Genomic DNA, 22001 nt, shown 5'->3' with positions numbered 1-22001 from the left:
TGAAAACTAATCGCATATAATGAAATTAGATAGAAAAGATATTCTGAAGGCATTAGAGACCATTTCTATTGCTGGAGAAGGGAAAAATATGGTTGAAAGTGGGGCAGTTAACAACGTTATGACCTTTGGAGATGAGGTAGTTGTTGATTTAGTTTTATCAACCCCTGCTTTACACATCAAAAAAAGAGCAGAAGTCGATGTGATGAAAGTGATACACGAACAGGTGTATGAAAAAGCAAAAGTAAAAGTAAACATAAAAGTTGAAGCTCCTGAAAAACCAGAAATCAAAGGAAAAGCAATTCCAGGTATTAAAAATATCGTTGCGATTTCTTCTGGAAAAGGAGGAGTTGGAAAATCTACAGTTACCGCTAATATTGCCGCTAGTTTAGCGAATATGGGCTTTAGTGTTGGGGTTTTAGATGCAGATATTTATGGGCCTTCTATGCCGATTATGTTTGACGTAGAAAATGCGAAACCAATCTCGGTTGAGGTGGATGGACGTTCAAAGATGAAACCGATTACGTCTTATGGAGTAGAGCTTTTATCAATTGGATTCTTTACTAAGGCAGATCAAGCCATTATCTGGAGGGGACCTATGGCTGCCAAGGCATTAAATCAAATGATTTTTGATGCTGATTGGGGCGAACTAGACTTCTTACTATTGGACTTACCTCCAGGGACAGGGGATATTCACTTGTCAATCATGCAATCTTTACCCGTAACAGGTGCCGTTGTGGTATCTACTCCTCAGGCAGTTGCGCTAGCAGATGCGAAAAAAGGAGTGTCGATGTTCAACTCAGAAAGCATCAATGTACCGGTATTGGGAATTGTTGAAAATATGGCGTATTTCACACCGGAAGAATTGCCGAATAACAAATATTACATCTTTGGAGAAAACGGAGCTAAAAACTTAGCAGAAGATTTACAAGTGCCTTTCTTAGGAGAAGTTCCCATTGTTCAAAGTATTAGAGAAGCAGGAGATTTTGGTCGCCCAGCGGCTTTACAAAAAGATACGATTGTCGCAAAAGTGTTCGAAGAAATCAGCAGAAATGTTGTAGAACAAGTTGTTATGCGCAACGATTCATTGCCACCAACAGAGGCAATCAAAATTACAACTATGGCTGGATGTTCAGCAGTAGGAAAAAAATAAAACCATTTTAGATACTAAATATATGGCATCAGAAACTATCAGAGAAAACGTTATGAAGGCGTTAGACGAGATTCGCCCGTTTTTGCAAACCGATGGAGGAGATATTACATTAATTGATATAGTTGATGACAAACACGTGAAAGTTCGCTTAGAAGGTGCTTGTACAGCTTGCAGTGTGAATCAAATGACATTGAGTGCAGGGGTTGAAACTACAATTAAAAAATATGCACCCGAAATCGAGACGGTAGTTAATGTTGGATAAAAATAACAGGTCAATTATCTACTAAAGCAAATAGAGTCTTTGTAGATGATTGACTTTTATCATTTTTAATAAACGTTACAAAGGATACCTTTGTATTAAAGAACTACATCATGATTGAAACCGATATAATTATTATTGGAGCTGGACCAACTGGTCTATTTGCTGTTTTTGAAGCAGGCCTATTAAAGCTTAAATGTCATATCATTGACGGATTGCCTCAACCAGGAGGTCAGTTGACTGAGCTTTATCCGAAAAAGCCTATTTTCGATATCCCAGGATATCCATCCGTAGGAGCAGCAGAATTAGTCGATAATTTAATGGAGCAAATCAAGCAATTTCAACCGGGGTTTACCTTAAATGAAGTTGCGGAATCAATTGAAAAACAAGAAGACGGTACGTTTATCGTTACAACCAATAAAGGAACAAAACACCACGGAAAAGCGGTGGCTATTGCTGGAGGTTTAGGTTCGTTTGAACCGCGTAAACCAGAATTGGAAAACTTGGCGTTTTATGAAGATAAAGGCGTGGAGTATTTCGTGAAAAAACCAGAAATGTTCGCAGGTAAAAAGATTGTTATCGCCGGTGGTGGTGACTCTGCTTTAGATTGGAGTATTTACTTAGCAGATATAGCTGCAGAAGTATATTTAGTACATAGACGTAACGAATTCAGAGGCGCTTTAGATTCTGTAGAGAAGGTACAAGCACTCAAAGATCAAGGGAAAATTAAGTTGGTTACACCAGCGGAAATTGTTGAACTAAAAGGAACAACAAAATTAGAAGCGGTAGTAGTGGATCGCGAAGGAACACGAGAAGAAGTGTTTTGCGATTACTTTATTCCTTTGTTTGGGTTAACCCCAAAATTAGGACCAATCGCAGACTGGGGATTAGAGATTGAAAAAAATGCAATTAAAGTAAATAACGCATTAGATTATCAAACGAATATTCCAGGTATTTATGCAATTGGGGATATTAATACTTATCCAGGTAAATTGAAGTTGATTTTATGTGGATTCCACGAAGCAACTTTAATGTGTCAAAGTGTGTATAACATGTTGAACCCTGGTAAGAAATATGTATTAAAATATACAACAGTTTCGGGTATTAATGGATTTGATGGTACACGCAAAGAAGCGGAGAAAGCGGTTGTTAAATCAATTGAATAATCATGTCAGCAGATATTAAAATTACAATTATTGATAGAGAAGGAGTTGAGCACGTAGTCGATGCACCAACAGATATGAGTATGAATATCATGGAAGTGGTTCGTGCCTTTGAATTAGCGCCAGAAGGAACTATTGGTATTTGTGGTGGGATGGCCATGTGTGCTTCTTGTCAGTGTTATGTACACAACGCAGACGAAGTTGAATTACCAGAAATGAATCCGGATGAAGAAGCAATGCTTTGGGAGGCATTAAATGTCAAGGATAACAGCCGTTTAGGTTGTCAAATTGGGATTGCTCCTGAGCTTGAAGGGTTGATCGTAGAATTAGCTCCCGCTGAATAATCCAAAGTGTTTCAATACACTTTTAAATCATAAAAAAAAAGCGACGTTTTTACGTCGCTTTTTTGTTTATTATTCTTCGATAGTTGTATCGCTTTTCTTTCTTTTTGCCAATTTAATAACGATGGGTAAAGTAGTCGCTAATACTAAGATTAAGACAATATACTCGATATAATCTTTTAAGTTGATTCCATAGCTATCCAATAACCAAACTTGTAGGTAATGTCCAGCAAAAATCAAAGTAGTTGCCCATAAGAACGAACTGATTACGTTGTATAACATGAAGCGTTTGATATCCATGCGAACAATTCCTGCAATGATTGGAGCAAAAGTTCTTACAACCGGTAAGAATCTCGCAAAGATAATGGCTCTTCCTCCGTGTCTTTCAAAGAAGACTTTTGACTCGTATAAGTATTTTTTCTTGTATATAAAGTTGTCTTTTACATTGTAGAGGTAATTACCGCTTCTGGCGCCAAACCAATAGCCAAAGGAGTTGCCGAGAATCCCCGCCAAGGCGACCAATGTAGAGAGTAGAGCCACATTTAGAAAGTCGCTTTCTATCGGGAAAATTTCTTGCATTAAAGCTGTACTATAAATACCGGCTAAAAAAAGTAAACTATCTCCTGGTAAAAAGAAACCAGCAAATAAACCTGTTTCGGCAAATACAATAAAAAGTACAACGTATATTCCAATAGAATGTCCGGCAATCTCTAAATTGATGTAGAACTCAGGATTGATTAATTGTGAGATGTGAAATTCGTCCATAGTTTGTTTTTATTCTGTGCTTATCGTGTTGTTTTAATTCTCAGTAAGTGTGGGATTAGTATCGTTGTTTTCAAATTTGTCAATAGAAGCAGTAGACAATGCATTTCCCAATACGTTAGTCATACTTCTTCCCATATCACAGAAGTGATCAATTGGCAAGATAAAGGCAATGCCTTCAGGTGGTATATTAAACATGGCACAAGTGGCTACAATAACAATTAACGAAGCACGAGGTACGCCTGCAACCCCTTTACTCGTTACCATTAATACCAATAGCATTAATATTTGATCGCCTATGGTCATGGGTACATCGTAGATTTGCGCAATAAAAATACTGGCAAAAGTCAGATACATCATACTTCCATCTAAGTTAAAAGAATAACCCAAAGGCAAGGTAAAGGATACAATTTTTGGAGAACAACCGAATTTGTTTAATTGCTCAACTAATTTCGGAAAAACAGCTTCACTACTTGTGGTAGAAAAAGCAATTAATAAAGGTTCTTTAATTGTCTTTAGCAAGCGCCAAACATCTTTTCCAAGGATTAGGTATCCCACCAAGATTAAAACCGCCCAAAGCACGATTAATCCAGAAACGAAGGCTAATAAATACTTTGCATACGTTAAGAAGATACTTAAACCATACAAAGCAACAGCACTAGCAATGGCCCCTAAAACCCCTAAAGGAGCTGTCCACATGATGTATGTTACCATTTTGAGAACAACTTCAGCAATGCGATCGAATAATTTGATGATAACTTTTCCTTTTTTACCTATACTCGCTAAGGCAACGCCAAAAAAGACCGCAAATACAACAATTTGAAGAATTTCATTGTGTGCAAAGGCTTCAAAAATACTTTTGGGAATTAAGTGTTCAATAAAGGATTGAAGACTTAATGCATTTGTTTTAGTTAGTAAGTCGTTCGCTGATGAAGTATTTTCTAAATTGAAATTTGCATTAGCCCCTGGTTTAAACCAGTTTACTAAGACTAATCCAATCCCCAAAGAAACCAATGAGGCTGTAATAAACCATCCCATTGCTTTTCCTCCCACTCGACCAACCATTTTCATATCGCCCATTTTAGCAATTCCAACAACAAGGGTACAGAAAACTAATGGAGCTATAATCATTTGAACCAATCGAATAAAGATGGTCCCTAGTAATTTGATGTTTTGTGAAAAACCAGCAACGTATTCGGGAAGTGAGTAGTGAATGATACTTCCAAAAATAACACCTAAAACTAAGGCGATGATGATAGCAATAAAAAGTTTATTGTTTTTCATAGGTAAAAAAATTTGTCCGTGAAAATAGTTATTATTTTTATAATAATTCTATGTTTTAGATAAAAATAACACTTCAAATGGTAATCTAATTGATATGAATCTTGATGTTTTTTTTCGATTTATTACATTTTATGTGGATAAAAGAGGTGAATCTATACGCTAAATTGTGATTTTTGCTGTATTTTGTAGTACAGACTTCTCTTGTTGTTCGTGGTTTTAGGGGAAAAAACGGCTGTTTTAATCAAAAGAAAACAGTAAATTTACCGCTCAATAAACCTACTGAATATGAAAAAAATAGTTTTGTTTGCCTTGAGTTTAGCGTGTTTGAATACGTTTGCTCAAGATGTAATGACAAAAGAACTCTTGTGGAAATTAGGAAGAGTGAGTCCTGTGGGAATAACAAAGGACGGAAAAAATCTTATTTATAAGGTGACTCATGCTAAAATGGAAGAAAATAGTTTTGATTCTAAAACCTATCAAATCCCATTAACAGGAGGAAAGCCTGTGGCAATTGAAACCTATAAAGATGTAGTAAGCGATGCAAGTATTTCGCCCGATGGGAAACACATTGTGTTTGATGAAGCGGTAAAAATCAACAACGTTTTAGGAAAAGATCTATATCCAACGATGCAAAAAGCAGAAGCTTATGTATTTGACGGATTGGATTACAGACATTGGGATACTTGGAATGATGGTACACATAACCACGTATTCTATGCTGCTAAAGACAATAAAGACAACAAGATTGACATTATGGAAAACGAACCCTATGATGCTCCTCAAAAACCATTTGGTGGTTCAGAGGATTATGTATGGGCTCCTGATGGAAAATCAATTGTGTATGTTTCTAAAAAGAAATTCGGTACCGATTATGCCTTAAGTACAAATACAGATTTATACGAGTATAATCTTGCAACAAAACAAACGAAGAACTTAACAGAAAAGAATGTAGGATATGATACACACCCTACGTATTCTCCGCAAGGTCATTTGACTTGGTTGCAAATGAAACGCGACGGATATGAGGCAGATAAGAACGATATCATCGTTCGCATGGGAGAGGTAGAACAAAATCTTACAGCTAATTGGGATGGTACGGTTGATAGTTACAAATGGAGTCCTGACGGAAGCAGAGTGTATTTTGTAGCTGCTGTTGGTGGAACTGTGCAATTATTTGTTGTAAACTTCCCTGGATTAAAACGCATTGCACCTGTTGTTGTTCAATTGACAGATGGTAACTTTGACGTTACGGGAATCGTTGGATTTGACGGAGATAAAGTAGTTTTGACTCGTACAGATTTCAATCATGCTACAGAAATCTTTTCTTATGATTTAAAGAAAAAATCATGGAATCAAATTACAAAGGTAAACGATGAGATCTATTCGAAAATTGCGTTGAGCAAAAGCGAAAAGCGCATTGTTAAAACAGTAGACGGTAAAGACATGGTAACGTGGGTTGTTTATCCACCGAACTTTGATCCAAATAAAAAATACCCAACATTATTGTATGCACAAGGAGGGCCGCAATCGGCTTTATCTCAGTTTTATTCTTTCCGTTGGAACTTCCAATTGATGGCTGCAGAAGGTTATATTATCGTAGCGCCAAACCGCAGAGGAATGCCAGGACATGGAGTAGAATGGAACGAAGCAATTAGCAAGGATTGGGGTGGAAAACCAATGCAAGATTACTTAGCTGCTATTGATGATGTAGCCAAAGAAAAATATGTAGATAACGCACGTTTAGGAGCAATTGGAGCAAGCTATGGTGGGTACTCTGTATTCTATCTTGCTGGAATTCACGAAAATCGATTCAAAACATTTATTTCTCACTGTGGAGTATTTGACCTAGTGAGTATGTATGGAACAACAGAAGAAGTATTTTTCCCTAATTTTGATACAGGGGGAGCATACTGGGAAAAAGACAATAAAGATGTGCAAAATGCACTTCAAAACTTTAATCCAATCAACAATGTGGACAAATGGAATACGCCTATCTTAATCATCCAAGGAGGGAAAGATTACCGCGTGCCAATCGGACAAGGACAAGAAGCTTTCCAAGCAGCACAGTTGAGAGGAATTAAAAGTAGATTCTTGTATTTACCAGAAGAAAATCACTGGGTAGTACAACCGCAAAACGCACAAGTATGGCAAGGTGAATTTTTCCGTTGGTTGAAAGAAACACTATAGTTAACGAGATAAATAAAGCAAAAACAGCAATTCAATTTTGAATTGCTGTTTTTTTTTATCGATAGCTTCACAAATTTAAAAATACGTAAAGACAAAAAACCAAAAAGACGATAAACCATTTTCGTCATTGATTTACGGTCATTCGCCAATGTTTTTTTATCTTTACGACTATAACAACAAGTACAATGAATAAAAAAACAATCCAATCATGGGTATTGACGGCGGTTTTATCTGTTATAACGGCGTCAACGACAGTAGCACAAGACAATCTTGTTAATGCGTTAAAATTAAATGCAAGTGACAAAAGCAAGGAGCTTTTTCAGTTTAAGCCCGTTGTAGATATTGAAAATACATCAATTAAAAATCAAGGATCTTCGGGGACTTGTTGGAGTTATTCCGCCAATTCTTTCATCGAATCCGAAATGATGCGCATGGGAAAACGCCCTGTAGAAATCTCTCAGATTTACTCAGCGCGTAATGCTTATGTTGAAAAAGGGAAAATGTATGTACGCATGCAAGGTGCTGTGACTCTAGGAGATGGTGGCGCTTTTCACGATGTAATGAATATGTACCGCATGTATGGTGCAGTGCCACAAGAAGTGTATACAGGATTAAACTACGGGACAAAAAAGAACCAATTTGCCGAAATGGCAGCAATCCAAGAAGGGGTGTTAAAAGCAGTAGTTTCCAATCCAAATGGAAAACTAACGCCAAATTGGGAGAAGGCGTATACCGCTGTAATTGATGCGTATTTAGGGGAAGTTCCTGAAAAATTCAAATGGGAAGGAAAAGAATATACGCCTAAAACATTTGCAAGTGAGGTAATTGGAATTAATCCAGAGGATTATATCGAAATAGGATCGGATATGAACTATCCATACTATGATAAATTTGTGTTATTAGTGCCAGATAACTGGGCTTTTGATCAAGTGTATAACGTACAGGTGAACGAAATGACGGACATTATCGACTTGGCTATTAACAACGGATATACTGTTGCTTGGGGCGGAGACGTAAGTGAGAAATATTTTAGCTGGAAAAACGGAATCGCTTATGTTCCTGAAAAAGATTGGGAAGATATGAATGAGGAAGAACGCAAAGATATTTTCAACGGACCTAAACCAGAGCGTAAAGTAACAGCAGAAATGCGTCAAGAGGCGTTTGATAATTATTCAACCACAGACGATCACGGAATGCATATCGTTGGAATCGCAAAAGACCAAAAAGGACGTGAATTTTATATTGTGAAAAACTCTTGGGGGATTTCAAATGATCACCAAGGATATATGTATATGTCAAAAGAGTACGTAAAGTACAAAACGACAGATTTCATGGTGCACAAAGACGCTTTGTCTAAAGACATGAAAAAGAAATTGAAAATCTAAGAAAGAAAATTAAAAAAAGAAAGCTATGGAAATGTTATTAAAAGGATTAGAACAGATGCTCGATTCCATGTGGCATGCAATCCCCAAAATTATTTTGGGTTTTGTCATCTTGGGAATCGGATCTTATTTGGTTAAGCTCATTTTAAAGATGATTCGCAGGCGTTTAGAAAAACGCGAGGTAGAATTGTCTTTACGCGGGTTTTTACTAAGTGTTGTAAAAGCAACATTGTATATTATTCTGCTTATTGTAGTGGCTGCTACGATGGGATTCCAAGTAGCGGGGATCGCAACGATTTTTGCCTCTGCAGGTTTAGCTGTAGGTTTAGCACTACAAGGGAGTTTATCGAATTTCGCTGGTGGGGTTTTAGTTTTATTATTTAAACCATTTAAAGTGGGTGATTATATCTCTAATCCCAGTGGAACGGAAGGAACAGTAGAACGTATTGATTTATTATATACAACGTTAACAGGTCCAACGGGATTAAAAGTATTTAGTCCCAATGGCCCTTTGGCGAATTCGGTGATTACCAATTATTCTGAAATTACTTCAAGAAGACACGATTTTGTGGTGGGAATCGGTTATAATGAAAACATCAAAGAAGCTCAAAACATTATTTTGGCTACGTTGGCTAAACACAAAGCGGTGTTGCAAAATCCTGCACCAATTGTATTTGTGAGTAGTTTAGGCGATAGTTCAGTTGATTTAAACGTGCGTACTTGGATCGGCAAATCAGATTATTGGAATACCGTATTCGAAATTCAGCAAATTGTAAAAGTGGCTTTAGACGAAGCAAATATTGAAATCCCTTTCCCACAACGCGATTTGCATATCGTTTCAGATAAAACGAAATAGGTTATTAGAAATCGAAACGCAGTGGAGATTCATCGAATACCAAAACAAAATATAAATTCGGTGAGATAGAGAGGAAAGAGGAAAAATATGTAGGGTCAAATGGTAATTTGCCCTTTATTTTGAATAATAATTGGAAAGAGGAGACTTTTCTTGAAACGAAGATTTCATCACCTCACCATCCAACAAAAAGCTATAAAAAAAGACCTCGCAGGAGGTCTTTTTTATTTTAAAAGAATCGCCTGTTTTGCAAGCATCATTCTTTGTAAGTTTTAACTAAAAAAAAATCGAGCAAACTTCTCATCATCTCACCTCTTTCCTCTCTCCCTTTTCCTCTCTCTTCTTTCTTATTCTATCACATAATCGCGGTATTCTTCTGCGATTTGGTCAAACAAGTTTAAGAGTTCTGTTACATCATCCGTAGTGACTAATTTCAGGCGGTGTGGTTTAAAACCGTGAATTCCCTTGAAGTAATTGGTATAGTGGCGACGCATTTCGACAATACCCAAACGCTCTCCTTTCCATTCCATTGACCAAATTAAATGGTTTTTAGCCGCTTCTAAGCGATCTTCAATCGTTGGAGGTGCAAGTAGTTCTCCCGTTTCAAAATAATGCTTTATTTCGTCAAAAATCCAAGGATACCCAATAGCTGCTCTTCCGATCATCATCCCGTCTAATCCGAATTTCTCTTTGTATTCTAAGGCCTTTTGTGGACTGTCAATATCTCCATTTCCAAAAATTGGAATTTGAATACGCGGGTTGTTTTTGATGCGTTCAATATGCGTCCAATCCGAATGACCTTTATACATCTGTGCACGTGTTCTCGCGTGTATCGTCAAAGCCTGAACTCCCACATCTTGTAAGCGTTCTGCAACTTCGTCAATATTGATGGATTCTTCATCCCAACCCAAACGCGTTTTTACAGTTACAGGCAAAGAAGTACTATTGACAACCGCTTTGGTTAGGCGAATCATCAAATCGATATCTTTCAATACGCCAGCACCAGCTCCTTTGCATACCACCTTCTTTACGGGACATCCAAAATTAATGTCTACTAAATCAGGGCGAACCGTTTCTACAATACGCGCAGACATCGCCATGGCTTCTTCATCTCCACCAAAAATTTGAATACCAACCGGGCGTTCGTAATCAAAAATATCCAACTTCATTTTGCTCTTTATTGCATCGCGAATCAATCCCTCTGAGGAAATAAACTCTGAATACATCAAATCCGCTCCGTGTTTTTTACACAGACGGCGGAAAGGAGGATCACTCACATCTTCCATAGGAGCCAAAAGAAGCGGATGATCAGGTAGTTCTATATTGCCAATTTTAATCATAATCGTTTTCGAAATTTCCAGCAAAAGTACAATATTTTATTTTTTTACCTTTTAGAACTTTTTACAGAAGATAATTCAAGCTGAAACCAATTAAAATTCAAGGATTCCGTATCTTTAGACTTTATAGCACTAAACAACATGAGATTAAAAGCTTTTGAATTAACGCCTTTCCACATTGAATTTTCTTTTGATAAGTTAAAAGAAGAATTGAAAAAATTTATCGCAAAAGAGAATGGAAATCCTTATCGTAAAGCGTATTATGAAGATCTGTTGGATAGGGCAAATCAACAACTAGTTATTGATGCAGCTTGTCTAGATCATGCATTGGAAGATATACATGAAAATTTAATAGTTGAATTGTTTGATGTTATCTTTCCTTCTGCTTTGTCTGACAATGAAATCAAAGCCGTTTCTATGCCCTTTCAAAACATTATGTTTAATCACACCAGGCGATTCAAGCAAATTATAGAAGATGCTGGAGGGAAATACACAGGGGAGATTCGAAACTTTAACCAAAATGAATACTATATCGCTTGTTGTTGTATTATCATGAATTATTATTTCAAATCAAATTTTGATTTGACGCAACCCCTCTTTATAGACTTACCTGATAAACGAGGAATTACACGCTATTATCGCGTATTGTATAATGCTGATTTTGTAGAGCTAACTCCTCGAGAAAACGCGGTTATGCTCTCCCAAACAGATATTGAACTTCTACAGGATAATTACGATGATTTTGAACTTTGGCAGCGTTATTTTCCACAAAAAAGTTGGAATTTAAAAGGATTTGGACTGTTGAGTTTGGTGGATGTAACCTTTGAAAATGCGCTTTCTCTTCTAAAGGAAAGCTTTTTGAAAACAGAATTGCAGCGCAAACCTTTGGGTGATTTTGTCAATCAATTGTTCAGTTCTATTTTTAAACTACCTAATTTAAAAATTGGATTGACGGTACTTCAAGGTGATAAAACAGCCCAATCCGAACTAAAAAACGTCATGATTGTCAATAGCTATCTACTCAATGAAGAAGAAAGCCAAATTGTGATTTCTGCTCAGGCTTATCGCCGCTTGATGGTGCAAAAGCAATATTTTAGTATTTCTGATGTTGAAGCAGAAACGCACAAAGGTGAACACCGAGAGATGTGTTTGAATTTAGTGCAAAAAGGAGTTCGAAGCTGTTTGTTTAGTCCCATTATTACCTCTACTGGAATTGAGGGAATCTTGGAAATTGTCTCGAGTAATCCTCGAGATTTACACAGTGTCAATGCGCAGAAATTGAATGAATTGATGCCGATTATTTCTGAAACAATGGAACGTGTAAGAACCGATGCATTGAATCACATTGAAGCGATTATTCAACGTGAATACACGACCATTCATCCAAGTGTATATTGGAAATTTCTTGAAGAGGCACAAAAAAACTACATTGACAGCGTAACAGACAAGAACTATATTCTTACGCCTATTGCATTTCCTGATGTTTTTCCTCTCTATGGAGAAATTGACATTAAGGGATCCAGTCAATTGAGAAATGACGCCATTCAGAAAGATTTAAAAGCACAATTGGATCAGTTGATCCATTTATTAGATGATTATGCCAAAGAAATAGAGAATATTCTATTAGAAAAACATCGCTTGAAGCTCAAAGCGTACAATAAACAAGTAAAAAATCACTTTTATTCTGGATTAGAGCAACGCATTCAAACGTATATTCGAGAAGAGATTCATCCATTACTGCAAAAAGAAAGTTACCTCTTTAATACCGAGCAATTGAATACCTATTTTGGGTTTATTGATTATGAATTGGATGTATACTACCGCTATCGCAAGGTATTTGATAAGCAAATTGGACGCATTAATAAGTGCTATTCCGATATTTTAGATAAGAGACAAAAAGAAGCTCAGGCGGTCTATCCACATTATTATGAGCGATTTAAAACCGATGGCGTAGAGCACAATATTTACATCGGTGATTCTATTTGTCCGGATCGCGCTTTTGATATTACCTATCTCCAAAATCTGAGATTGTGGCAATTGCAAGTCATCGCTGAACAAATGTGTATTCACTACCGCAACAATATTCAAGATGAGATTCCAATGGATGCTACCTCGCTTATTTTAGTTTACGATACTTCTTTGAGCATTCAGTTTCGAATGGATGAAAAGCGATTTGATATCGATGGATCTTATAATACGCGTTACGAAATCATCAAAAAGCGATTGGACAAAGCTGTGATTCAAAATTCTGAAGAGCGAATTGTTCAACCGAAGAGCATCGCTATTGTTTTTGCCTCTCATGTAGATCGTGATGAGTATATGGCTTATATTAAGTATTTACAATACGTAGGAGTCTTGCAATCTACTATTCAGGCATTTGAAGTAGAAGATTTACAGGGAGTAGCTGGATTAATTGGACTTCGTGTATTGGTTAATCTCAATTACAACTTAGAGGCATTAGACTATCAACAATTGATGGTGAATTTCCTTAGAAACCAATACCTCTAAAGGCTAAGACAAAAGCAATTACGGAAGCCAAGATTCCAATGGTAAAGATCGTATAGGTTATACGCAATAAAGTGTACTTTCTGTTTAATACTTTACCTAAATAGTATAAATCAGTCGTTAGGGCTTCGTAAATATTTTCCTCTTTGCGGATTAGATTTCGCAGCGTTTTGTAATATTCGTCCAACGGCATTTTGTGAAATGAGCCGAAGAAAAGTAGATTAACAGTGTGATTGTCAACTTCTTCTTGTGAAAAGGTTCCAGTGGTTACCTTAGGTCTTGTAGACATAATGGCAAAAATAATCGTAGCTACACTAAAGAAGATTAAGACAAAAGTGGGCATAATTAAATGTGCATTTGATGGGCTATCTAATTTTGGAATTAAAGTGGATAAACAAATCGAAATGATAATTGCATTTACTGACAGCAAAATATTCGCTTTACGGTCGGCGATGGCACTTAGTTGAGTGTGATTGCGCAAAGTAGTGCGAAATAGGGTATCAATGGATCTGAAATGTTCCTTTTTTGTGGTTTTCTCCTTTTTCTTTTTATCTTTTTCGATGCATGCTCTGATGTTGAATATATTTTCTTGTTTTTTAGGTTGCCATTTCTGACGAGCATAATCGGTATAAAAACGGTGTTTATAGAGTAAAAAATCTAAATTTTGTTGATTCCATTCTTCGGGTGAAAAAGGAAGATTACAAGTGACTTTCAATTCTTTCAATAGCAAGTTGCTGATGTCCATGAAATTATCATCAGAAATATGAGCAAAATCTGCATCTTTGATGATGCATTCCAATAAATTAGTCGGTACGTGGTCTAATTTTGTTGCTAAAATGAGGGATTTAATGCATTCGATATCTGCGGTTGGAACTCCTTCAGCAATCAAATAAGCTTCAGCAATTGCTGCTCCGTGTTGTTCGTGTTCTGTACAGGATTGGGTATAGCCAATATCGTGAAACCAAGCAGCTAGTTTTAAGTTTAGTGCTTCTTGTTCACTGACCTCTATTTTCTTTAATAATTCCTCTAAACCATTCACTACACGTGTAGTATGTTGGAAATTATGATAGGTATATTGTTGTGATAATGTATCTTTGTATCGTTGAAAGATATACTCTTCAACTTTTTGTAAAATAGTCATAGCAACCCTCTTTTGATGTCTAAAAATATGAAATTATTTAGTCAAAACCCCGATAATCGCGTTAAAATTAAGCCGATGGCTTATTTTCTTCTCTTGGTCTTCTTTTATTCTTGTGCAACGTTGAGCCCTCAACAACGAGAATATGACGCGTCTAATGCAGAGATAAAACGCCAAAGTAACGATAAAATTGTGCATACATACTATTTCGTTGGAGGTTTGTTGGAGGCGAAGTCACAAGAAGAACAAGCACATCTAGAGCAATTGACTCAAGTATTTAATCAAGCGGACAAAACGTCGACTTTGGTTTTGTTAGGAGATAATATACAAAAAAAACAACTCAAAAGCGAATCGGATTTTCAACTGAATACGGCACTAAATTGGGCGAAGCAGTTTAAAGGGGAAACGGTGTTCATCAATGGTGAATCGGAATGGAAAAAAGGGTATGAGGGAATTAAAGATATTTCGAAGTACCTAACGGCTAATCTAGAAGATAAAAAAGCGCTGTTACCGCGTAAAGTATGTGGATTTGAACGATTAAAAATTAACGATGAAACAGTTTTAATTGTTGTGGATAGTCAGTGGTATTTGGAGAATTGGGATCAACAACCCAATATGAATGAAGATTGTGACATCAAAACTAGAGAGGATTTCTTTGATGAATTGAGAGGAGAAATTAATAAAAATCAAAATAAAATTGTGGTCTTAGCACTACATCATCCCGTATATAGTACAGGAAACCACGGAGGGTATTTTTCGTTACACGATCATTTGTATCCCTTGGAAGCGAAAATCCCTTTGCCTTTTTTAGGATCATTGATTAATTATACGCGTGCTGTATCTGGAATCAACACCCAAGATCTGCAAAGCAAGAAGTATAATGCCTTGAATAAGCGACTTCAAACAATGGCTCAAATGTATGAGAATGTAGTCGTGGTGTCAGGACATGAGCGAAATTTACAATATCACGAGAAAGATGGAGTGAAGCAAATTGTCAGTGGAGCATTGGGGAACTTATCTCCAGCAAGAGCCATTGAAAAAGGGAGTTTTTCTGCCGGACAATTGGGGTATGCTACACTAGAAATAACGGCGGACAAAAGCGCATTCCTTCATTTTTATACCTTTCAAAATGGAGGGCATCAACTCACTTGGCGACAGCAAATTTTTCAGCCGGAAATGACGTCAACGGATGATTATGGTATACCAACTGTCGATTCGACTGTGGCTAGTGTTTACCCAGAAAAATGGACCCAAAAAAGTGGGTTCTATCGCTTCCTTTGGGGAGATCACTATCGCTCTACTTATGGTCAACCGATCTTAGCACCAGTGGCAAATCTAGATTCGTTAAAAGGAGGGTTAACACCGCTAATATCAGGGGGAGGAAACCAATCACTATCGCTGCGTCTGGCTGATAAAAATGGCACCCAATATGTGATGCGTGGGGTTCGAAAAAGCGTTTCTCGTTTTTTGCAAACGGCAGTATTTCGAGATAATTATGTCATGGAATCTTTTGACAATACTTGGGCAGAAGGTTTTATTTATGACTTCTACACTACTGCTCACCCTTATACGCCTTTTATTATTGGAGATTTATCGAAGAAGGTAGGGATTTATCACACCAATCCTGAATTATATTATATTCCTAAACAAGAAGCGCTTGGCGCTTTTAACGCTAAATATGGGGATGAGTTGTATATGATTGAAGAGCGTCCGAGTGAAGGACATGAAGAAGAGAGTTTTGGAAACGCAGCTAAAATCATCAGCACAACAGATGTCATTGCCAACTTGAGAAAGGATGAAAAATATGCTGTAGATCAACAAATGTATCTGCGTGCGCGTATTTTTGATATGCTCATTGGTGATTGGGATCGACATGGAGATCAGTGGCGATGGTCGGAATTTAAAGAAGGGGATCAAGTCATTTATCGCCCAGTGCCTCGAGATCGAGATCAAGCGTTTGCCAAAATCGACGGAGCTTTATTATCCTTAATTAAAAAGTTGCCGATGTTGCGCCATATGCAAAATTATACCGAAGATTTTGCCAATCCACGTTGGATTAATCACACTGCATTTCCATTGGATCAATATTTATTGAAATCAACAACAGAAGCAGATTGGATTACCCAAGCGGAGTCTATTGTGCGCGATTTAGATGATGAAAGTATTGAACAAGCCTTTGCAAAATTACCTCAAGAAGTGCAAGGAGAAGATGTAGAACACATCAAATACGTTTTGAAAGAACGCAAGAAAAAAATAGCGGATTTTGTGCCAAAATATTACCGTGAATTGCGTAAGTACGTCGTGTTGTCAGGAACAGATAAGAAGGATGTATTCCTCGTTAATCGAATGGAAGATGGATCGGTTCACTTGGTTCAAAATAGAGAGAAAAAATCAGGGCAAGAAACGGTATTTGAGAAGACTTATAATCCTCAAGAAACCAAAGAAATTTGGATTTACGGATTGAATGATGAAGATACATTCATCGTGCAAGGAAGTGATAAAGCCAAAATTAAACTGCGTTTGATTGGTGGAAAGAACAAGGATACTTTCCAAATTGAAAACAACAAAAAAGTAGTGGTTTACGACTATGCAGATAAGCAAAACGAATTGACGGAAGTCGGCAAAAAAACGAAGCATTATTTTACCAATCGCTACGACTTAAATAATTTCAATTACGAGAAATTGCCCTTAACGGTGAATATGTTGTTGCCCAATGTGGGATATAATCCTGAAGATGGAGTAAAGCTGGGCTTTTTGTATTCGTCAAAGCGCTTGAAATTTGTGCAGGATCCCTATGCGGCGAAACATACACTTAAAGGATTTTATTCGTTTAATACCAAAGGAGTAGAGGCAGAATATGCCGGTCATTTTCCCAATGCAACAAACAACTGGGGATTCACGTTGAATGCTAGAGCGACAAGCCCGAATTTTGCAGTGAATTACTATGGAATTGGAAACGAAACGCACTATTTTGATGAGGAGATGGGAGATGAATATAAAAGAGTGAGAATTGAGAGTTATTCCGTATCACCTGGATATAAATTTGAAGGAAAAAATGGAAATTCGTTTGAAGTAAATGCAGTGTATCAAGCGATGAAGGTACAAGATAAAGCCAATCGCTTTATTACGAGTAGTCCTGATTTAGTAGACCAAAAAGTATTTGATTTCCAACAATACGGAACAATAAAGGCAACCTATGATTTCCAACAATACAACAATGTGGCTAATCCAACCAAAGGTTTTGCTTTTCATGCTACTATGGGATGGAGAACGAATCTTGAAGATAACAAACAAAATTTTCCTTTTCTGGATGCTAAAGTTAGTTTCGCTCATTATTTAGAACGCAGTGAGCGTTTGATCTTGGCAACGAATTTTACCTATCAAACGCGATTGAATTCGAATTACGATTTCTATCACGGAGCGACGATTGGTGGTAATACCAATTTAAGAGGATTCAGACCCGAGCGTTTTACAGGTAAAACCTCTTTCGTACAAACCACAGATTTGCGTTTTAATGCCGGACAGTTTACCGCTGGATTTATTCCGATGTCTTATGGGGTATATGCAGGTTTTGATTATGGACGTGTTTGGACACCACAAGAAAGTTCTTCCAAGTGGCATAATGCCTATGGAGCTGGATTATGGGTGAATGCCATTGAACAAGCAACCTTGCATTGTTCGTATTTTTACAGTAAAGATGGAGGACGATTCGTCTTCGGATTAGGATTTGGGTTTTAATTGATTCAGGTCTACTTTATAAATTTTACCTCCCGATTTCTTTTTTACTTCATCTGAAATATAAATGGTGCTGTCATCTCCAAAGGTGACAGCTTCTTTTTGTGTATCGTGATGTAATTTATGTACCTCGATTTTACCGTCTAAAATTGCGTTGGGATTGAAGTTGTCAATCACCCAAAGTTTAGTGTGTGACAGTAAAACGAAGGTCTTCTGATCCGGACTAATCGCTGCTCCTGTTATAGCACAGTGTTTATATACATTACAGCCTCTGAACGTTTGAACGTATTCTGCCTGATGATGTCCAGGAGTATTGGGAATTTTATAGACTAAAGAAGTACCGTCAAACGCTTTGCTTCTGTTTTTCGTGAAGAGGTAAAAGTGGTCGTCATAATAAAAGAAAGCTTCTGCATCATAGAAAAGTTCCGTTGCCTTAGGTGGAAATTCACGTTGCTCAGGATAGTCAAACGTGATAACATAGTCTGCTTCTGTTTCCTTCGCATGGAGTTGATCTTTATTGATTTTAATAATTTGTAAATTCTTACGCGTATTTTTGTTGTTACCAAAATCGCCAATGTACAAATTACCTGCAGGATCTGAGGCTAACTCTTCCCAATCATTGTTTTTTTGGTTTTTCACTTTTAGGGTGTGCATCACCTGTCCTAAGGAGTCTATTTGATATAATTCATTCGTATTACCGCTGTCTTGTAAAACCCAAAAAGAATGGGAATTAGCATCGAAAGACATGCCTGAAACTTCTTTTAAATAAGGAGGAAGTGTCGCGTAATCTTGGATAAGATCGCTCTTTTGACTGCAACTGACAAAAGAAGTAAAAACCAATACTAGGGCAGGGAAATATTTTTTCATGATAGCGTAAATTTTGGAACTCTAAATTACGGAAAAACTTTATAGGAAACGAAGGAAGCAAGGGGATTATTGTTGGAGGATGAAGGAGAATTTTAGAAAAAGGAGAGAGTGACCATACCATGGGGAGGGGCAACTATAAAAAAAAGGGACAATTTCTCGCGATTAAAAGTGAATATCCCGTCAAAAAATTGAAACTTTAAAGTATATTTGCAAAATATAGGTGTATTGTTTGTAATTGAAATAAAACGAAAGCCTTACAACTTAGATCACGGGGATAAGAAGTCCTATTTCTTCTGACTTTTTTACTTTATTGATCTTATAATAATGGATATAACCAAGATGAAGAACATTAGAAACTTTTGTATTATTGCTCACATTGACCATGGTAAGAGTACGTTAGCAGATCGTTTGTTAGATGCTACACAAACGGTAACTGCACGTGAGCAACAAAATCAGCTTTTGGACAGTATGGATTTGGAGCGTGAAAGAGGGATTACAATTAAATCTCATGCTATCCAAATGGAGTACGAATACAAAGGCGAAAAATATATATTAAACTTAATTGACACACCAGGACACGTAGATTTCTCTTACGAAGTTTCTAGATCTATTGCTGCATGTGAAGGTGCGTTGTTAATTGTCGACGCTGCTCAAAGTATCCAAGCACAAACGATTTCAAACCTTTATTTAGCACTAGAAAATGATTTAACGATCATTCCTGTTTTAAATAAAATTGATTTGCCAAGTGCTAATCCTGAAGAAGTAAGCGACGATATTGTAAACCTATTAGGTTGTGATTACGAAGAAATTATTCCTGCTTCTGGTAAAACAGGATTAGGAGTGGAAGAAATATTAGCCGCAATTATTGAAAGAGTTCCTGCGCCAAAAGGCGATGTAGAGGAACCTTTGCAAGCCTTAATTTTTGACTCGGTGTACAACCCATTTAGAGGGATTGAAGTAATCTTCCGTGTAATTAACGGAAAGATTTCAAAAGGTCAGAAAATTAAGTTCATGGCTACAGGTAAAGAATACTTTGCTGATGAAATTGGTACGTTGAAATTGAATCAAGTTCCCAAACAAGTCATCTCAAGTGGAGACGTAGGCTACTTAATTTCGGGTATTAAAGAAGCAAAGGAAGTAAAGGTTGGAGATACGATTACAGATGCAAAAGTACCTACGCAAAATATGATCGAAGGATTCGAAAACGTTAAACCCATGGTATTCGCGGGGATTTACCCTGTAGATACTGAGGATTATGAAGAATTGCGTAACTCGATGGAGAAATTGCAATTGAACGATGCTTCTTTGGTATTTGCTGCAGAGAGTTCGGCTGCTTTAGGATTCGGTTTCCGTTGTGGATTCTTGGGAATGTTACACATGGAGATTATTCAAGAGCGCTTAGAGCGTGAGTTCAATATGACGGTAATTACAACGGTTCCCAACGTATCGTACTTAGCCTATACGAAGAAAAACCCAGATCAAGCGATTGTGGTGAATAACCCTTCTGACTTGCCTGAACCTTCAAAATTAGAACGCGTAGAAGAACCGTATATCAAAGCAACCATTATTACAAAAGCGGACTTCGTAGGGCCTGTAATGAGTTTGTGTATTGAAAAACGCGGAATCATCACCAATCAAACATATTTAACTGAAGACCGTGTAGAGTTGATGTTCGATATGCCTTTGGCGGAGATTGTATTCGATTTTTACGACCGATTAAAAACGGTTTCTAAAGGATATGCTTCGTTTGATTATTCGCCAATTGGAATGCGTACATCAAACTTAGTGAAGGTGGACGTGATGTTGAATGCAAACGTAGTGGATGCATTATCAGCTTTAATGCACGCAGATAACGCTTACCATATCGGGAAAAAAATGTGTGAGAAATTGAAAGAATTGATTCCACGTCAACAATTCGATATTCCAATCCAAGCAGCTATCGGAGTTAAAGTAATCGCTCGTGAAACAGTAAAAGCTTTGCGTAAGGACGTTACCGCTAAATGTTACGGAGGGGATATTTCTCGTAAACGTAAATTATTGGAAAAACAAAAAGCAGGAAAGAAACGCATGCGTCAAGTTGGAAACGTAGAGATTCCTCAAGAAGCGTTTATGGCTGTATTAAAATTAAATGATTAAAACGAATGACTCGTGATATAAAGGGACTATCTCAACTTGGGATAGTCTTTTTTTTGTCAAAAAATAAAGAAAAATGAAAAAAGGAATCGTATTAGCCCTTATGGTGGCTTTATGGGGGTGTAAAGATACTGCTAAACCAGAACCTTTAGCACAACCAGAACAAATAGAAGACGTCGTTTTAGAAGATACAACATCGCCTAGTACAATTACTAAATCAATTCTACCTAGAGAAGAGAAAATTAGTATGGATGTACTTTTACCGATGTTTTATGATAGAGATTTTTATGGGGAAGAAGTCAATAAAATCAATGCAAATTGGCTGGCTCTATTTGAAGTAAACGGACAGTTTCAAGTGCGCAAGGCCAAGTACGAATTGCAAGTAGAAATGAACGAATGTACCGAATCTGAAGTAATTGGAGCTATTTCAACGGAAGAGGAGGGACCAATACTCTTCTTTAGTGGAACAAAGGACATTCTAAAAGGGAAAAAAGAAACAGTAAACATCAAAGAACAACCTCTTTGGCCGGAAGCACCACAACAATACGTTTTTAAGGGAAAAACATACGTTTTAAGAGCGGAAGGCAAACAAATGGACACTTATCTTTACACAGACGATTCAGAGCAGGAAAAGACCTTTAAATTGTTTGAGAATTATAAATTGTATTTGAGTGTAGATGGAAGTGAGGAACAATTGGTTTTAGATATCCCTCATTTCAATGATACCTTTGTAAAATTACTGTTTGTTGGTGATTTAGATCACGATGGTCAATTGGATTTTATTTTTGATACATCAGCAGATTACGAACAAAAGAGTGTAGAAATATATCTGTCTAAAGGAGCCAAACACAAGGTTTACTTAGCGGGTGCTACTACAGTGGATTTTGCTTGTTAATCAATTCATG

The 22001-nt window shown here is 37.0% G+C and carries 16 protein-coding genes; 11 read left to right on the top strand and 5 right to left on the bottom strand.

Translation table 11 applies throughout. The annotated features are described in order from the left end of the window. Positions 1 to 19: 19 nt before the first annotated feature. The 4 genes from HX004_RS04345 (at position 20) to HX004_RS04330 (ending at position 2916) form a co-directional block, all read left to right on the top strand. The gene (locus tag HX004_RS04345; RefSeq protein WP_286441093.1) at positions 20 to 1150 is read left to right on the top strand and encodes an Mrp/NBP35 family ATP-binding protein; all 1131 of its coding nucleotides are present in this window, start codon (positions 20 to 22) and stop codon (positions 1148 to 1150) included. A 22-nt stretch (positions 1151 to 1172) separates the two neighbouring features. Next, the gene (locus HX004_RS04340) at positions 1173 to 1412 is read left to right on the top strand and encodes a NifU family protein (RefSeq protein ID WP_002987908.1); all 240 of its coding nucleotides are present in this window, start codon (positions 1173 to 1175) and stop codon (positions 1410 to 1412) included. A 110-nt stretch (positions 1413 to 1522) separates the two neighbouring features. After that, positions 1523 to 2575, top strand: a complete 1053-nt coding sequence (locus tag HX004_RS04335; protein ID WP_286441091.1) for an NAD(P)/FAD-dependent oxidoreductase — start codon at positions 1523 to 1525, stop codon at positions 2573 to 2575. Positions 2576 to 2577: 2 nt separating this feature from the next. After that, positions 2578 to 2916 (top strand): 2Fe-2S iron-sulfur cluster-binding family protein, encoded by a 339-nt coding sequence (locus HX004_RS04330; protein ID WP_286441089.1) that lies wholly within the window; start codon positions 2578 to 2580, stop codon positions 2914 to 2916. Positions 2917 to 2985: 69 nt separating this feature from the next. On the opposite strand, the gene HX004_RS04325 is transcribed toward HX004_RS04330, so the two are convergent. Continuing rightward, complete coding sequence (locus HX004_RS04325; RefSeq protein ID WP_286441088.1) at positions 2986 to 3678, bottom strand: DedA family protein; 693 nt, start codon at positions 3676 to 3678, stop codon at positions 2986 to 2988. A gap of 33 nt (positions 3679 to 3711) precedes the next feature. After that, complete coding sequence (locus tag HX004_RS04320; protein WP_286441086.1) at positions 3712 to 4959, bottom strand: dicarboxylate/amino acid:cation symporter; 1248 nt, start codon at positions 4957 to 4959, stop codon at positions 3712 to 3714. A gap of 285 nt (positions 4960 to 5244) precedes the next feature. On the opposite strand from HX004_RS04320, the gene HX004_RS04315 reads away from it, so the two are divergent. From HX004_RS04315 to HX004_RS04305, 3 genes are all read left to right on the top strand, one after another. After that, a complete protein-coding gene (locus HX004_RS04315) occupies positions 5245 to 7146 on the top strand; it encodes a S9 family peptidase (protein ID WP_286441084.1) in 1902 nt (633 codons plus the stop codon). A gap of 185 nt (positions 7147 to 7331) precedes the next feature. After that, the gene (locus HX004_RS04310) at positions 7332 to 8531 is read left to right on the top strand and encodes a C1 family peptidase (protein WP_286441083.1); all 1200 of its coding nucleotides are present in this window, start codon (positions 7332 to 7334) and stop codon (positions 8529 to 8531) included. A 25-nt stretch (positions 8532 to 8556) separates the two neighbouring features. Continuing rightward, on the top strand, positions 8557 to 9384 hold the full coding sequence (locus HX004_RS04305) for a mechanosensitive ion channel family protein (RefSeq protein WP_286441082.1): 828 nt from the start codon (positions 8557 to 8559) through the stop codon (positions 9382 to 9384). 344 nt (positions 9385 to 9728) lie between these two features. Here the strand turns inward: HX004_RS04305 and dusB are convergent, their stop codons facing one another. Further along, entirely contained in the window at positions 9729 to 10721 is a 993-nt protein-coding gene (gene dusB / locus HX004_RS04300; RefSeq protein ID WP_286441081.1) for a tRNA dihydrouridine synthase DusB, read from the bottom strand. A 138-nt stretch (positions 10722 to 10859) separates the two neighbouring features. Between dusB and HX004_RS04295 the strand changes: the two genes are divergently transcribed. Beyond that, positions 10860 to 13226: a hypothetical protein gene (locus tag HX004_RS04295; RefSeq protein WP_286441080.1), complete on the top strand. Its 2367-nt coding sequence runs from the start codon at positions 10860 to 10862 to the stop codon at positions 13224 to 13226. Here the strand turns inward: HX004_RS04295 and HX004_RS04290 are convergent. Beyond that, on the bottom strand, positions 13207 to 14364 hold the full coding sequence (locus tag HX004_RS04290; RefSeq protein WP_286441079.1) for a Pycsar system effector family protein: 1158 nt from the start codon (positions 14362 to 14364) through the stop codon (positions 13207 to 13209). The two genes, HX004_RS04295 and HX004_RS04290, sit on opposite strands and share 20 nt — an antisense overlap. Positions 14365 to 14391: 27 nt before the next feature. Here HX004_RS04290 and HX004_RS04285 point away from each other — a divergent pair, with 27 nt between their 5' ends. Continuing rightward, the gene (locus HX004_RS04285) at positions 14392 to 18099 is read left to right on the top strand and encodes a metallophosphoesterase (protein ID WP_286441078.1); all 3708 of its coding nucleotides are present in this window, start codon (positions 14392 to 14394) and stop codon (positions 18097 to 18099) included. On the opposite strand, the gene HX004_RS04280 is transcribed toward HX004_RS04285, so the two are convergent. Then, on the bottom strand, positions 18082 to 18963 hold the full coding sequence (locus tag HX004_RS04280; protein ID WP_286441077.1) for an SdiA-regulated/phytase-like domain-containing protein: 882 nt from the start codon (positions 18961 to 18963) through the stop codon (positions 18082 to 18084). The two genes, HX004_RS04285 and HX004_RS04280, sit on opposite strands and share 18 nt — an antisense overlap. Positions 18964 to 19302: 339 nt before the next feature. Between HX004_RS04280 and lepA the strand changes: the two genes are divergently transcribed. Continuing rightward, the gene (lepA, locus tag HX004_RS04275; protein WP_286441076.1) at positions 19303 to 21099 is read left to right on the top strand and encodes a translation elongation factor 4; all 1797 of its coding nucleotides are present in this window, start codon (positions 19303 to 19305) and stop codon (positions 21097 to 21099) included. 73 nt (positions 21100 to 21172) lie between these two features. After that, a complete protein-coding gene (locus HX004_RS04270; protein WP_286441075.1) occupies positions 21173 to 21991 on the top strand; it encodes a hypothetical protein in 819 nt (272 codons plus the stop codon). The last annotated feature ends 10 nt before the right edge of the window (positions 21992 to 22001 follow it).

Source organism: Myroides sp. 1354 (genome assembly GCF_030324495.1).
In the GTDB taxonomy this organism is placed as follows: domain Bacteria; phylum Bacteroidota; class Bacteroidia; order Flavobacteriales; family Flavobacteriaceae; genus Flavobacterium.
The sequence above is the reverse complement of the archived record's forward strand: the minus strand, read 5'-3'. Positions and strand labels throughout refer to the sequence as shown.